This window comes from Candidatus Zixiibacteriota bacterium (assembly GCA_016933955.1).
In the GTDB taxonomy this organism is placed as follows: domain Bacteria; phylum Zixibacteria; class MSB-5A5; order GN15; family PGXB01; genus JAFGTT01.
This window is the reverse complement of sequence record JAFGTT010000004.1, coordinates 1-14575: the sequence shown is the minus strand read 5'-3', so window position 1 is coordinate 14575 and position 14575 is coordinate 1. Positions and strand designations below refer to the sequence as shown.

Genomic DNA, 14575 nt, shown 5'->3' with positions numbered 1-14575 from the left:
TGACTGATGTCACTTCGTATCAACAACAATATTGCCGCCATTAACGCGCATCGCAATCTGGTTAACACCACGACCGATCTTTCCAAGTCCATGGAAAAATTGTCGTCCGGTTACCAGATCAACCGGGCGGCTGATAACCCGGCCGGTCTGGTGATTTCGGAGCAGTTCCGTGCCCAGATTGCCGGTCTCAACCGCGCCATCGAAAACTCCGAGGGATCGATCAACATGATCCAGACGGCTGAAGGCGCTCTGAACGAAATCAATAACCTGTTGGTCTCCATGAGAGAATTGGCCATTCACGCCGCCAACGAAGGTTTCAACGACACCGCCCAGCTGGAAGCCGATCAGGCTGAAATCGACAATGCCATCAAGACCATTGATCGTATTGCCGCCAACACCCAGTTTGGAACCAAGAAGCTGCTTGATGGCACCAAGGCCAATACCGCCACCATCACCAGTGCCAATACCACCGGTATTACAATTAAGGACAGCTACCTGACCACCGGATCCCATTCTATCGTGGCCACCAAGACAGCTGATCCGACAGCTTCGCTTAATACCACTTCTTATGGTCTTTCGCTCGACAGTACCATAACGCCATATAACCTGACCGATGGTATACACAACCTCGACGTTATCCAGGCTTCCGCGGGCGCTACAAAATCGGGTGATAGCATCAACATTCTCGATGCCTGGGGCAATGGTATTACTTTTGATACCGCCGCCGCCAAAGCCATCGTGGATACCGGTGGAGCTATCGGTGCCGCCGCGACTCACAGCGGAACCTACACGGTGAAATTGAATTATCAGGAAAACGGTGAATCCACCACCGGCTGGCAGACTTTGAACATCGATGTTTCGACCGCCGCCGGCGCCACGACCCAGAGAGCCGATCTGGTTTCGTTGTGGAATGCGGCCATCAACTCCAATGCCGAACTGGCCGGTAAAGTTGAGGCTGCTCTTGACGGTGCCACCCTCCAGTTCACTTCGACCAACGAGGGTTCCGGATACTCCGTGGCCGTTGATGATTCTTCAACCACCGCCGGCGTGGCCTGGTTCAGCTTTGCCGATGCCTCGTCCCGCGGCGTTTCGCATCAGGATCTGAGATTCCAGATTGACGTGGCCAAAACCTCGGCCAGCGTCGACACCACCATTCAGATCGCGGCCAATACCTATACTTCGCTGTCAGCCTTGATAACCGAAATCAATGACAAGCTCGATGATGCCACCGCCTTTGGCACCGTTGAGGGAACCAGCGTGGCTAACCTGACAGCCAGCGCTCTCGGGACGGATCGGATCAAGTTCACCCTGAGTGATGAAGGTTCGGACTACAGCATTCAGCTGAAAGCCGCCGTCTCCGGCGATGGTGTGGGTTCGGCTCGAAGCGTTCTCGGCCTTACCACTGATGCCGTGGCTGTTCAGGGGACCGATGCATTAATCAGCTTCGACAATTATACCAACACGATTTCGGCTGTCGATTATGGCAGCAGCCGCAACGTGACCATAGCCAATAAGGCTACCGGCGAATCCGGTCGCGGAACGATAGGTATTACTCTGGCAACCGCCAACCAGGGCGTCAACCTCGGTAATATGCTGCTTGATGTCACGGCGGCGAAATACGATGTCCGTCTCGACTCCGGTCCGGCTACGGCCGTTACCGCCGGTGTTGATACGCTGGTTTACAACGCCGATCGGACGGAATCGATGAAACTCAATATCGACCTTACCTCCAACGGTGGCAGCGAGCAGATCACCAATACCGACCAGTCGCTGGTCTTCCAGATTGGTGCCAACGTTGGACAGATCGCCAAAATCGGTCTTAACAACATGTCCGCTTCCGCTCTGGCTAAGAATGTGGCCGGTAACATGTTCAGCTCATTGTCAGCAATCAATGTGACAACGGTCCAGGGCGCTCAGGATGCCCAGTCCATCATTGATCAGGCCATCGATGAGGTTTCCACATCCCGCGGCACTCTCGGTAGTTTCCAGAAAAACACTCTGGAATCCAACCTGAGAAACCTGCGGGTAGCCTCGCAGAACCTGCAGTCCTCGGAATCCAGTATTCGCGATACCGACATGGCCAAGGAAATGTCGACTTTCGTGAAGAGCCAGATTCTGTTGCAGGCCGGCACCGCCATGCTGGCCCAGGCCAACCAGGTTCCGCAGGTTGTGCTGTCGCTCTTCGGTTAATACCATGTCTGATAACCGGCGGGGAATATACCCGCCGGTTTTTTTTTGCCATTCTCCCTTTTTGCGCCCTGTCCAATTCATGGTTATGGCTGAATAAAATCGCGAAATTACCGATAAAATAATGTAGGGGAAAAAGGCATAATAACGGGTATTGAAATGATCGATAACCGGTTATCCGAAATTTTTATGCCGCTATTAGCTAAACAAGGGACACCTTTTTTTCAAAGGAGTTGCCATGCCCGGCACACAAACTATTGAAGGTCTTGCTTCCAACCTTGATATCACCGAAATGGTCGATACCCTCATGTCATTTGAGAAGGTTGAAGTTACATACATGGAGCAGGAAAAGGAGCTAAAAACTCAGCAGGTGGCGGCCTATAATGCCGTTCTGGCCAAATTCATTGCTCTTCAAACCCAGATTAAATTACTGAAAAAAGAATCATCATATAACAAAGCCAATATTGAAATTTCCGACCCGGATGTTTTAAGCGCGACGGCCACCGACCGCGTGACCTCGGGGTCATATAATCTCCGGGTAACTTCGCTGGCCCATAATCATCAACTCGCCTCGCAGGGAGTCGATGACGCTACTTCCAATATCTTTGGAACGGGGACTATTCAACTGGCTGTTGGCGATGCCAGTCTTACGACCATCAGTATCGATGACGGAAATAATAACTTGATCGGTATCAAAGACGCTATTAACAATGCCGATGTCGGTGTAACCGCATCAGTAATAAATGATGGGTCTTCATCTAATCCGTACCGCCTGCTTTTAACAGCCGACAAAACCGGGCAAACCAACTCCATAAAATTGAATGTCTCGCTGGAAGGCGGCGAAACTCTGGATTATGTCAATAGCTCCTTTGATACCCCCGAAGAGATATCATTCGCAACCACTTCCACTGCCGCCGTCGCTCTTGGCTCATCGGCCTCATATTCCGGATGTAAAAATAAAGTATATACCTTTACCGTGGATGGTAGCGGAGCGCAGACAATCGGATCGGATATTATTACCATTAATTGGAGTGACGGCACCAATTCCGGGTCGATTCAGGTCACTCAGGCTGATAGTGAGGTCGAACTTGTCGGTGAAGGTGCGGATGGACTCAAATTATCCTTATCTTCGGGAAGGCTGACCGGGGGAGATACCTTCCAGGTAACGGCTTTTTCGCCGGTCCTCCAGAAAGCCAGCGATGCCACGATTGAAATCGGTGGTGACACTGATTCCGGCGGATCATCGATCGTCATCAATTCCAGCACCAATGAATTCAAAGAAGTAATTCCCGGATTGAGCCTGAAGGTGGCCAAGCTGACAGAATCCGGCGAAACGGTTTCAATCAATACCTCAATCGATACCGACGGCATCAAGACCATGATTACCGATTTTATCAGTAAATATAATGATATCATGGATTTTATCGACAATCAATTTACCTATGATCAGGATACCGAAGAGTCCGGAATTCTATTTGCCGATTATTCACTTCAGGTAATGCAATCCAGCCTGCGGTCTTCGGCCGCACTGGCTATCAATGAGCTGACCGGTGATATTAGGAGTTTGGCTTCGATCGGCATACGTTCCGGGATCGATGGTAAATTGAGTATCACCAATTCATCTCTTCTGACCGAGGCGCTTACAGGTAACTTCGACAGCTTTTTAAAGCTATTCACCGATTCGGCCGAATCATCGAGTCCGTACATCGAATTCGTTTCGGCCGGAACCGATACCAAGCCGGGTACGGCTTTTGATGTAGATATCACCCAGGTGGCCACGCGCGGTTATTATCAGGGCACAAGTATTGACCCGGCCGGCACGGCGCTGACCCTGGATAGTAGCAACAATCGGCTCCAGATAAAGGTGGATGGAATGGTATCGAACGAACTGGTTCTTTCGGAAAGAACTTATGTTTCCGGTGAGGATCTGGCCAATGAGGTTCAGACCAGGCTTGACGCTGATTCCAAGTTAAAAGGCCGCGGCGTAACTGTTGAATGGGTGGAACAACTCAACGGCGGCGGCTATCTTAAATTAACCAGTGGATCATATGGTTCAACTTCAAGCGTGCAGATGATGACCGCCATCTCCAACAGTGCATTCTCAAAATTGGGACTGGCCTCGGGTATGGTGCATAACGGTGATGATGTGGCAGGGACCATCAATGGTGAGGCAACCACCGGCAAAGGGCAGATTCTAACCGGGAATGATGATAATGCGACAACGGCCGGACTGAAGCTGAAGGTGACCATGTCAAGGAGTCAACTGGTGTCAGGCAGTGCCGAAGCGACCGTTACCGTTACACAGGGACTCTCGACCAAGATGGATAGCACGCTGGAAAATATTACCAAGAGTATCGACGGTTCGATTGCCCGCCGGACTTCGGCTCTTAATAAACAAATAGAAGAGATTGACGGACAGATAGAGGATTTCAATGAGCGCCTGGAACTGAGAAGGGAAGACCTGTATACTAAATTCCAGGCAATGGAAACCGCTATATCGGAGTATCAATCGGTGGGAACATATCTCGATACACAACTGGCAAATCTAAGTAGTAATTGGAGTCAAATATTAGGATCAGATTAATGCAAAAAGGTTTACAAAACTATAAGGCCGTGGATACTCTGGGGAAATCCGCCCCGGAGCTGGTTGTCAAGGTTTATGACGGCGCCATAGGCAACCTTCGCGAGGCCGTAGCATGTTATCGCGAGAATGAATTCGATGCCGCTCAAGGGAAGATGGAAAAAGCCAAAAAGTTCGTGGTCCATCTCTATACGACTCTCGATGAGGAGAAGGGCGGCGAAATTGCCCGAAATCTCTCCCGGCTTTATGCCTTCGTAATCGAACAGATTAATTTTGTCGAAGCCACCAAGGAATTATCATTGATCGAGGATTCCATTATCGTTCTGAATAATATTCGCGAAGGCTGGGTGCAACTGGCCGAGGAATATAAACGAAATTCCCGGTCGTTAACCGAAAAAACGAATGCAGCGAAAAACACCGATAGCGTATCACTTTCGGTTTGAAGAGGCTTATAAATATGGAATTTAATCAGATTACGCAGTTGGAGCGCGAACTCGTCTTTGTCCTGAAAGAGGAATATTCTTTCTATCAGTCGCTTTATATCCTTCTGGATAAGCAGAAAGATATGGTCAAGTTCGAGAAGGATGAAAAATTGATTGACCTTTTCACTGAAATTGAACGCTGTCATCAGCGGATCGAGCAATCGGAGCAGAAAATATCATCCATGAGAGAGAAAGACCAGAAGATATTTCATATTGCCTCGACCGCTCCGGAAGTGAAGAAACTCGTGAACAGTATTATTACCATGGTGAAGAAAAGTATCTCCCTGGTTCAGGACAATGAGAGCTACCTTCGCGGTCGCCACAGCCGGCTGAAATCCGAACTTCAGGAATTGAAAAACAGCCAGAAGATATTGCAGTATATCCGGGATAGCGAACCGGCGGCGCCGCAATTCGTGAATGGTAAGAATTGACAATAGAAATTATCGCCTTCGTCCTCGGCGCCGGCGGTATAATTGCGGCCTATGGCAACCAATTAAGAAGTACCTGCCGATGATGACCAAAGACAGTAAGACACGAGGTATTTATGACATCGACTTTAGCGGTAGCATCGCTTGAAAACAGATTAAAACAAATCATCAATAATATCAGGAATTTGCCTACCCCACCGATTGTTTTTGAGCAAATTCAAAAGGTCATCAATAATCCGGATACTTCGGTTGCCGATGTCGCCGGTATTTTATCCGAGGACCCGGCTATGTCCGTAAAGGTGTTGAAACTGACCAATTCCGCTTTTTATGGTTTATCGCGTGAAATCGACTCGGTTCGGCACGCCGTCATGATAATCGGATTGGAGGCAGTTAAAAATTTGGTTCTGTCAGCCTCGGTTCTGAGTATGTTCAAGGCCAATAATGAAAACAAGGAATACCATGAGAATTTCTGGCGTCATTCCCTGTCCACCGCGCTGGCCTCGCGTCTTTTGGCTCACGAGCATCGAGGAGGCAAAATCTTCAATCCCGACCCGGCCTTTTCATCGGGCCTTATTCATGATATCGGGAAAATGATAATCTGCTGTTTTATGCCTGCGGAACATAAACAAATCATGGAATATATGGAACAGCATCCCAAGGTTTCGGAGATGGAAGCCGAGGTCGCCATTCTCGGTTTCAATCATGCCCAGCTGGGACGTCAGCTGGCTGTTGCCTGGAAGCTTCCGGAACGTCTGGCCGACACCATCGGCTATCACCATTCGCCCGGAATCGAGAACAAAAGTGATAATTTTGCCCATCTGATAAACCTGGCCAATTATGTTGTTCATATTTCAACTCTGGTTGACGACTCGCAATCATTGCGGTATAAACTCAATTCCGAAACCGGGGAATTATTTGAAGTCGATGACGCCCTGATTAAAAAGCTTAAAGGCAAACTGATTGAGGAATATTCCAAAGCCGAGATTTTTATGACTATCGCAGGTTTGAAATAAAGTGAGACAAAAGGTTTATGGCCGGGCCATTTCCCGGCCTTTTTTTATAGCTACAGGACGAATTTGACAAAAGTTTTCGAAAAAACTGATCCGGCCCTGATGGGGAGTCTTATTATTGGCATATTCATGTTGACAAATGGCCCCGTTTAATCATCTTATGCCGATTAAAACAGAAGTGGGATTAATGGATATATCGCTTTTTAACTATGATTTGCCGCCTGATGCCATTGCCTATTATCCGGCCCGGCAACGCGATCTCTCACGATTGATGATTCTTGATCGGGTGAGCGGCCGGATTTCGCACGATAAATTTACCGGAATCGTCTCATATTTGAATGAGGGCGATGCTCTGGTTGTCAATGACACCAAGGTGCTGAAGGCTCGTCTCTTTGTGCATCGTCAGACTGGAGGGAAAATCGAGCTGTTTTTACTCAATAAAATATCTTATGAAAACAGAGACTGCTGGGAAATTCTGTCACACCCCACCAAAAGGCTGAAGGAAGGCGAAGAGGTTGTGGTTGATGATGGCCTGATGATCGAGGTCATAAAAAAAGTTCCCGGCGGGCGGTCGTTAATAAGTTTCCGGAACAAAACGGAAGAAAAAAAGATCATCTCCAAATATGGTCATATCCCCCTGCCGATCTATATCCATCGTCCCGATGAAAAGACAGACGAAAGTCGATATCAGACTATTTTTGCCAAAGAATCCAAAACCTGGGCGGTGGCTGCCCCGACCGCCGGTTTGCATTTTACCCCGCGCGTCCTGAAAAAAATCACGGGAAAGGGGATTAAAGTTATTCCGATTACGCTTCATGTCGGGTACGGCACTTTTAAACCGGTCAAGGTCGATAACATTGAGGATCACTCGGTTGATGCCGAATATGCAGAAATTTCCAAAAGTGCGGCGGCTTCTATTAACCGGATTCGGGCCGCCGGAGGCAAAATTTTTGCCGTTGGAACCACTTCGGTAAGAACCCTGGAATCCGCGCCGCAGATTAATGGCGAAATCCAGCCTTTTGCGGCACCGGTTGATTTATATATCAGACCGGGTTACCAATTCAATGTTGTCGATCATCTTATTACTAATTTCCATCTGCCAAAATCATCTCTGATTTTATTGGTTTCAGCCCTGGCCGGACGGGAAAAGATTTTAGAAGCCTATAAACTTGCGGTTAAAGAGAAATATCGGTTTTACAGTTACGGCGATTGCATGCTGATTCTTTAGGGCATCTTTTTCCAAAATATCCTTTTTATTGAATCATCCGGAAGATATATTACCCCATTATGAAAACCGTTGCCTTAATCGTTGCGGCTGGACGCGGGGTACGCTTCGGTGGCGATGTCCCCAAGCAGTTTCGCCATATAATGGAAAAACCGCTGTTGTCGTGGACAATTGAGCAGTTTGAAAAAGCTGCTTCAATAGATGATATTGTGGTCGTCGTTGCCGAGGAAGCCCTGTTGTTTACGAATGAAAAAATCGTCAATCCGTTTGCTTTTTCCAAGGTCCGGCTGCTTGTCAAAGGCGGTGCCACCCGCCGGGAATCGGTCTGCCGGGGTTTAAAAGCCCTTCCCATCTCAACCAATTTTGTCGCTATCCATGACGGCGCAAGACCATTGATCGATCATGCTGATATAGACCGGGTGGTGGATGCCGCCCGAAAAGACAGGGCGGCCATTCTGGCTCGCCCCATATCCAGCACGGTCAAAAGAGTGGAAGGTGATTATATTATCTCAACCCTTGACCGAACGAAATTATATCTGGCAGAAACTCCCCAGGTGTTTCAATACGATTTGATTATGAATGCTCATGAAAAAACGGCAAGCGACAGCGAGATCACCGATGATGCCTGTATGATAGAAATGATGGGTTTTAAAGTCCGGAGGGTGATACCGAAAAGCATAAATATCAAAATAACGACCGAGGAAGACCTGATTATAGCGGGATTAATTATAGGGATTAGAGCATGAAACCGGATATCAAGATTGGTATCGGCTATGACTCTCACAGGTTTGTTGAGGGACGCCCGCTGATCATGGGTGGGGTAATTATTGCCCATGATAAAGGCTTGCAGGGACACAGCGACGCCGATGTATTACTCCATTCAATAGCCGATGCCCTGCTGGGAGCCATTGGGCTGGGCGATATCGGGCAGCATTTTCCCGACACTGATGCGGCCATAAAGGATATTCAATCAACAAAAATTCTCGCCGAGGTTTTCAAAATGGTTGTCATGGAGGGATATCAGGTGGGTAATGTCGATGCCGTTATAATTGCCGAAACGCCCAAAATGTCGCCTCACATCCCGGCCATGAAATCCAGAATTGCAAGGATACTGGTTATATCTGAAAATGATATCTCAATCAAGGCCACCACCAATGAAAGAATGGGTTTTGTCGGGCGCGAGGAAGGGATCGCCGTTGTAGCCAGCTGCCTGATATACAAGGACAATGGAACAATCACTCAACCTGATTAATGAATTCCTGGAAAGGCTTTTCACCTACGGGCCGGGCTGGATATACCTGGCGCTGTTTATGGCCTCATTTATTGAGAATGTATTTCCTCCTTTTCCGGGTGATTTCTTTACAATCACGGCCGGTGGTCTGGCGGCTTCAGGCTGGTTGAATATTTTTCTTATTTTTATCGTGGTATATCTGGGGGGAATTGCCTCCACCATGCTGGTTTATTATTTCGGACGACATTACGGGCGGGAGTTCTTTATAAGGAAAAATTATCGGGTTTTTTCGGCCGAAGATATCGACAAAATGGAATCCTGGTTTATAAAACAGGGTGCTTTGTTACTGGTTTTCAGCCGCTTTATAGTTGGGGCCCGGGCCGCTATCGCCCTGGTTTCTGGAATCGGCCGTTATAATCCCGGCAAAATGGTATTTTTTACCTCACTTTCTTTCTGGCTTTTTAATGGTATCCTGCTTTTCAGCAGTTTTATTTTTGTCACAAATTTTGAGACAATTGCGCATTATTTTCATATGTATGAGAAAATCGTTTGGCCGATTATAATATTGATTGTTGCGGCCCTGATTATCGTAAAGGTATATAAATCGTACAAGAAATGAAAAAGAAATTGAATATTCTGATTTTGGCCGGGGGGTACTCCGAAGAAAGAGATGTTTCCCTATCCTCATCTCGCGCTATTTTTGAGGCCCTGGTTAGACGCGGTCATCAGGTTGCGGTTATTGATTCCGCCACCGGTCAATCGCTGACTGATGGTCGGGGACAGTTTCTTCTGGTCAAAGATAAAAACTCGACCTCGAAAATTGCCCTTAAAGATCGAGGCGGCTTGGCTCTGACCAAAGTGATGAGTCGCGATGAATTCGGTAAACTGGATGTGGTTTTTTTGGGGCTTCACGGCGGAGCCGGGGAAGACGGCACTATTCAGGCGGTGCTGGATCTGGCCGGAGTTAAATATACCGGTTCCGGACGGCTGGCATCGGCGGTGGCGATGGATAAAGCCTTCACCAAGCGAATTCTTAATAATGAAGAAATCCCGACCCCAAGCTGGATTTTGTATAAAAATATCAGGCCCGCAAAGCTAAATGATTGCCTGGGTGAAATAAAAACAAAATTCGATTTCCCGGTTATTATCAAGCCCAATAATTCCGGTTCAACCTGCGGCCTGACCCTTGTTAAAAATGAGAAAGGCCTCAGGGCCGCCTTTGATGCGGCTTTAGAGGTCTCCATGGAAGTCCTGGTTGAAAAATATATCCAAGGGCGCGAAATCACGGCCGCTCTTCTGAATGGGCGCCCGTTGCCTCTGGTGGAGATTGTGCCGTCCAATGAGCTGTATGATTATCAGTGTAAATATACCAAAGGCAAATCGCAATACATTTGCCCGGCGCAAATTCCTGAAAATATCACCGGATTAATCCAGAATCTGGCAGTTCGCGCCTATGATATAATCGGTTGTGCGGGTCTGGCCCGGGTCGATTTCATCCTGGATGATAAGAACCGGCCGTATTTCCTCGAAATTAATACCTTGCCGGGTATGACAGAGCTGTCTCTTTCCCCGATGGCGGCTAGTGAAGCCGGAATAAGTTTCGATGATCTGGTCGAGGAAATATGCCGGGCGGCGATTGAGTAAAGAAAATAATAGCATGGCCGAAATAAAAGGCGTTCTATTTGATCTGGGTTCAACCCTATTGGAATATGAGACTATTCCATGGGAAGAATTAAACATCAGGTGTTTTGATGCCGGTTATAGTTTTCTGGTGAAAGATGGGATTGATGTCCCACCACGGGATGTTTTCTGGGAAAAACATCTTGAAATAAGGCAGAACTACAGGAAATACGCCGCGGATACGCTCCGAGAATGGAATGTTGTCGATGCTCTAAATGAACTGCTTAAATCGGTAGGAATTAACGGCGAAAAATCGCTGGCTGAAATATTTTTCCGGGCTTTCTATCAGCCGATTTCAAGGCAATTGTCATTATTCGCCGATAGTCAACATATTCTGAGAGAACTGAAGCAAAGAGGATTTAAAATCGGACTGGTTTCCAATACGATTTTCCCGGCCGATTATCACCTTGATGAGTTAAAAAAATATGGCCTTCTGCCGTATTTTGATTTTACCATCTTTTCATCATCCTTTGGATTCCGGAAACCGCATCCGTCTATTTATCAACACGCCCTGAAATTAATTGACCTTCCACCCGAAAATCTGGTATTTGTTGGCGATCGCTACCAGGAAGACTGTCTGGGACCTCAAAAGATGGGTATCAGGCCGATTCTGAAATATCGGGAGGGGCGGGATTATCCCGATCCCTTGCCATCGGATTTAACCGTAATTAAATCCCTGTCTGAATTACCGGCGCATATCGGAGTCTGAATTGACGATCCTTTGAAATATGCTTATATTTTGATTTTAATGCCGTCGAGAATAAGGAGGAGATGTGGATCAAACTGAAATTCTGTTAAAAGAAATAACGGATGCTCATGGAACATCGGGTTATGAAGGTGGCGCCCGGGACGTGATGATCCGCCATTTGAAAAAATATGCCAAACTCAGCTATGATAAACTGGGCTCCGTAATCGGCACCAAAAAGGGAACCTCCGACAGCCCGCGGGTGGCGGTGGTTGGCCATCTGGATGAAATCGGTTTCATGGTCAGTGAAATTACAGAAGATGGGTATATTAAATTTATTCCGCTGGGAGGCTGGTGGGGGCATGTGGCACTGGCTCAGCGCGTCCGGGTAATAACTTCCAAGGGGCCGGTTCTTGGAGTTATCGGATCGACGCCACCTCATCTGCTTAAGGAAGATGAGCGGAAGAAAGTGCTTGATATCGATGATATGTTTATCGATGTTGGTGCCATGGAAAAATTTGATGTGGCAAAAAAACTCGGGATTCGAGTCGGCGATCCGATTATTCCGGATTCGAACTTCGCCATCATGAATAATAAAAAACTGTATATGGCCAAGGCTTTCGATAATCGCGTCTGTTGCGCCATGGTGGCCGATATTCTAAAGTATTTCAATAAAAATAATCATCCCAATACCATCCTGGGGATCGGGACGGTTCAGGAAGAGGTTGGTTTACGGGGGGCCCGTACGGCGGCATATGAAAGTAATCCTGATGTGGCCCTGATTCTCGATGTCAGCGTGGCCCGTGATATTCCCCCCGATGGATTTAAAAGAGCCGAAAAACTTGGGGGCGGTCCGGGAATCCTTGTTTATGATGGTTCTATGATACCCAATCAAAGGCTTCGGGAACTGGTTATCAGGACGGCCGAACTTAAGAAACTGCCATTTCATCTGACATCCCTTAGAAGAGGCGGCACTGATGGCGGGGCCTTCCATATCAGCCGATCCGGTGTCCCGACTATTTTTATAGCCATCGAAACCAGGTATATCCATTCGCATAACAGTATTATCCATCGTGATGATTATGATAATGTGGTCAGGCTGACTTGCGAGGTGATAAAGAAACTGGATCGAAAAGCAGTCGCAGTCTTGACCGAAAATTAAGGTATTCGCTTATGACCCTGAAAGTTACTAATACGCTTACACGCCGACTGGAGGAATTTAAACCAGTCGAAGATATGAAAGTCCGGATGTATACCTGCGGGCCGACTATTCATGATTATGCCCATATTGGGAATTTCCGGACCTATATTTTCGAGGACCTATTGCGTCGATTCCTGAAATATAAAGGTTACCAGGTTATCCAGGTTATGAATCTGACTGATGTCGATGATAAGACTATCAGGAAATCAAAGGCTGAAGGAAAAACCCTGACGGAATATACCGAAACCTATAAAAAGGCTTTTTTCGAGGATCTGGATATGCTTCGGATTGAGCGGGCCGAATACTATCCCGCGGCGACGGATCATATTGATGAAATGGTTGCCATGGTAAAGATTCTTGCCGAGAAAGGTCTGGCCTATGAAATCGACGGCAATTATTACTTTTCTATTGCCAAATTCCCCGGTTACGGCAAACTGGCTCACCTTGATCTGGAGGGACTAAGACCCGGAGCCCGGGTGGCCAATGATGAATATGAAAAGGAATCCCTTTCCGATTTCGCAGTGTGGAAAGCCTGGGATGAAAACGATGGAGATGTATTCTGGGAGACAGAACTGGGAAAAGGACGGCCGGGCTGGCATCTGGAATGTTCGGTTATGTCCATGAAATATCTCGGAGAATCCTTTGATATTCACACCGGCGGGGTAGATAACATTTTCCCTCATCATGAAAACGAAATCGCCCAATCGGAAGGGGCCACAGGAAAACGTTTTGTCAATTACTGGATGCATAGCGAGCATCTTATTGTTGAGGGTCGTAAAATGTCGAAATCCTTTAATAACTTTTACACCCTCCGACAGATTCTGGATAAAGGCTATAACGCCCTGGCGGTCAGGTATGCCCTAATGGCTACTCACTATCGCCAGCAGTTGAATTTCACCTTCGAGGGGATTGAAGCCTCCAGGAATACTCTGGAGCGATATAATGATTTCTATCAGAATCTAAAATCGTATTCGGGAGGTAACTCCTCGGGCGAAGCCGGCGGTTATGTCGAGCAGTTTTTAAAGGAGTTCGAGGAAGCTCTGGATGATGATTTAAATATTTCTGCCGCCCTGGGAAAGGTCTTTGATTTTATCCGGGATATTAATCGTCTCAAAGCGGAGAATAGACTATCAAAATCCGAGGCGGATAAATCCATTGAGGCCATCGACAAAATCGATTCAGTATTGGATCTGCTTCAAAGCGAGGAAAATAATCTTGATTCCGAGATTGAGGATATGATCCGGAAGAGAGTAGAGGCGAAGAAAAAGCGTGATTTCAAAACGGCCGATGCCATCCGTGATCAACTCCTCGAGCGCGGAATCATTCTGGAAGATACCCCAACCGGGACCAAGTGGAAACGCAAACTCTGATGATATTATTTAGATTGTATCGTGCCACATTTGACTTGACTTATTCGGCAAAATTAATATAATAGTTTCCTGTTTGTCGGCGCCGGCGTAACTCAGATGGTAGAGTAGCTGATTTGTAATCAGCCTGTCGGGGGTTCGAGTCCCTTCGCCGGCTATTTTTAGGGTGTGGGACGTGAACTAATAGGCCGATATAAAAATTGAATATTACGGAGGGGTTCCCGAGCGGCCAAAGGGAACAGACTGTAAATCTGTCGGCGAAGCCTTCGGAGGTTCGAATCCTCCCCCCTCCATTTAAATTAAGCCCCGCGTAATTGGCGGGGTTTTTTTATTTGCTTCGGGGGTATCCGGAAATCAATTTATTCCACTTATCGGATTTATAACCCGATGGTGGAATGGAACTGCCCGGGCACACAAAAGCCCCGCTATTGCTAGCGGGGCTTTTGATTGGGTGGTGTTCCTGAAGTAACGTCAGGTCGGGCGTTGACGTTACTTGAT

At 47.4% G+C, this 14575-nt stretch carries 13 protein-coding genes and 2 tRNA genes; all 15 read left to right on the top strand.

The window, feature by feature from the left end:
• Positions 1-6: 6 nt before the first annotated feature.
• The 15 genes from JXQ28_00645 to JXQ28_00575 all read left to right on the top strand — a co-directional run bounded on the left by JXQ28_00645 (position 7) and on the right by JXQ28_00575 (position 14370).
• A complete protein-coding gene (locus tag JXQ28_00645; protein ID MBN2276230.1) occupies positions 7-2190 on the top strand; it encodes a hypothetical protein in 2184 nt (727 codons plus the stop codon).
• Between the two features lie 235 nt (positions 2191-2425).
• Entirely contained in the window at positions 2426-4771 is a 2346-nt protein-coding gene (gene fliD / locus JXQ28_00640; protein ID MBN2276229.1) for a flagellar filament capping protein FliD, read from the top strand.
• Complete coding sequence (locus tag JXQ28_00635; GenBank protein ID MBN2276228.1) at positions 4771-5211, top strand: flagellar protein FliS; 441 nt, start codon at positions 4771-4773, stop codon at positions 5209-5211. Before fliD ends, JXQ28_00635 begins: the two co-directional genes overlap by 1 nt.
• A 14-nt stretch (positions 5212-5225) precedes the next feature.
• The gene (locus JXQ28_00630) at positions 5226-5681 is read left to right on the top strand and encodes a hypothetical protein (protein MBN2276227.1); all 456 of its coding nucleotides are present in this window, start codon (positions 5226-5228) and stop codon (positions 5679-5681) included.
• Between the two features lie 113 nt (positions 5682-5794).
• Positions 5795-6691 carry an HDOD domain-containing protein gene (locus JXQ28_00625; GenBank protein ID MBN2276226.1) on the top strand — a complete coding sequence of 299 codons (897 nt, stop codon included), beginning with the start codon at positions 5795-5797 and terminating at the stop codon, positions 6689-6691.
• Between the two features lie 184 nt (positions 6692-6875).
• On the top strand, positions 6876-7916 hold the full coding sequence (gene queA / locus JXQ28_00620) for a tRNA preQ1(34) S-adenosylmethionine ribosyltransferase-isomerase QueA (protein ID MBN2276225.1): 1041 nt from the start codon (positions 6876-6878) through the stop codon (positions 7914-7916).
• Between the two features lie 59 nt (positions 7917-7975).
• Positions 7976-8659: a 2-C-methyl-D-erythritol 4-phosphate cytidylyltransferase gene (gene ispD / locus JXQ28_00615; protein ID MBN2276224.1), complete on the top strand. Its 684-nt coding sequence runs from the start codon at positions 7976-7978 to the stop codon at positions 8657-8659.
• The gene (locus tag JXQ28_00610) at positions 8656-9165 is read left to right on the top strand and encodes a 2-C-methyl-D-erythritol 2,4-cyclodiphosphate synthase (GenBank protein MBN2276223.1); all 510 of its coding nucleotides are present in this window, start codon (positions 8656-8658) and stop codon (positions 9163-9165) included. The genes ispD and JXQ28_00610 overlap by 4 nt, the downstream gene beginning before the upstream one ends.
• Positions 9140-9763, top strand: a complete 624-nt coding sequence (locus JXQ28_00605; protein MBN2276222.1) for a DedA family protein — start codon at positions 9140-9142, stop codon at positions 9761-9763. The genes JXQ28_00610 and JXQ28_00605 overlap by 26 nt, the downstream gene beginning before the upstream one ends.
• Positions 9760-10788, top strand: a complete 1029-nt coding sequence (locus JXQ28_00600; protein MBN2276221.1) for a D-alanine--D-alanine ligase — start codon at positions 9760-9762, stop codon at positions 10786-10788. Before JXQ28_00605 ends, JXQ28_00600 begins: the two co-directional genes overlap by 4 nt.
• Positions 10748-11533, top strand: coding sequence for an HAD family hydrolase (locus JXQ28_00595; GenBank protein ID MBN2276220.1), 786 nt, complete (start codon positions 10748-10750; stop codon positions 11531-11533). The genes JXQ28_00600 and JXQ28_00595 overlap by 41 nt, the downstream gene beginning before the upstream one ends.
• 145 nt (positions 11534-11678) lie before the next feature.
• Positions 11679-12671 carry a M42 family metallopeptidase gene (locus JXQ28_00590; GenBank protein MBN2276219.1) on the top strand — a complete coding sequence of 331 codons (993 nt, stop codon included), beginning with the start codon at positions 11679-11681 and terminating at the stop codon, positions 12669-12671.
• Between the two features lie 11 nt (positions 12672-12682).
• A complete protein-coding gene (locus JXQ28_00585; protein ID MBN2276218.1) occupies positions 12683-14080 on the top strand; it encodes a cysteine--tRNA ligase in 1398 nt (465 codons plus the stop codon).
• An 81-nt stretch (positions 14081-14161) separates the two neighbouring features.
• A tRNA-Thr gene (locus tag JXQ28_00580) sits at positions 14162-14234 on the top strand.
• A 54-nt stretch (positions 14235-14288) separates the two neighbouring features.
• Positions 14289-14370: transfer RNA gene (locus JXQ28_00575), tRNA-Tyr, on the top strand.
• The last annotated feature ends 205 nt before the right edge of the window (positions 14371-14575 follow it).

Coding starts and splice junctions, on each gene's coding strand:
- JXQ28_00645 (MBN2276230.1), top strand. CDS start 7: ATGTCACTTCGTATCAACAACAATATTGCCGCCATTAACGCGCATCGC.
- fliD (MBN2276229.1), top strand. CDS start 2,426: ATGCCCGGCACACAAACTATTGAAGGTCTTGCTTCCAACCTTGATATC.
- JXQ28_00635 (MBN2276228.1), top strand. CDS start 4,771: ATGCAAAAAGGTTTACAAAACTATAAGGCCGTGGATACTCTGGGGAAA.
- JXQ28_00630 (MBN2276227.1), top strand. CDS start 5,226: ATGGAATTTAATCAGATTACGCAGTTGGAGCGCGAACTCGTCTTTGTC.
- JXQ28_00625 (MBN2276226.1), top strand. CDS start 5,795: ATGACATCGACTTTAGCGGTAGCATCGCTTGAAAACAGATTAAAACAA.
- queA (MBN2276225.1), top strand. CDS start 6,876: ATGGATATATCGCTTTTTAACTATGATTTGCCGCCTGATGCCATTGCC.
- ispD (MBN2276224.1), top strand. CDS start 7,976: ATGAAAACCGTTGCCTTAATCGTTGCGGCTGGACGCGGGGTACGCTTC.
- JXQ28_00610 (MBN2276223.1), top strand. CDS start 8,656: ATGAAACCGGATATCAAGATTGGTATCGGCTATGACTCTCACAGGTTT.
- JXQ28_00605 (MBN2276222.1), top strand. CDS start 9,140: ATGGAACAATCACTCAACCTGATTAATGAATTCCTGGAAAGGCTTTTC.
- JXQ28_00600 (MBN2276221.1), top strand. CDS start 9,760: ATGAAAAAGAAATTGAATATTCTGATTTTGGCCGGGGGGTACTCCGAA.
- JXQ28_00595 (MBN2276220.1), top strand. CDS start 10,748: ATGATCTGGTCGAGGAAATATGCCGGGCGGCGATTGAGTAAAGAAAAT.
- JXQ28_00590 (MBN2276219.1), top strand. CDS start 11,679: ATGATCCGCCATTTGAAAAAATATGCCAAACTCAGCTATGATAAACTG.
- JXQ28_00585 (MBN2276218.1), top strand. CDS start 12,683: ATGACCCTGAAAGTTACTAATACGCTTACACGCCGACTGGAGGAATTT.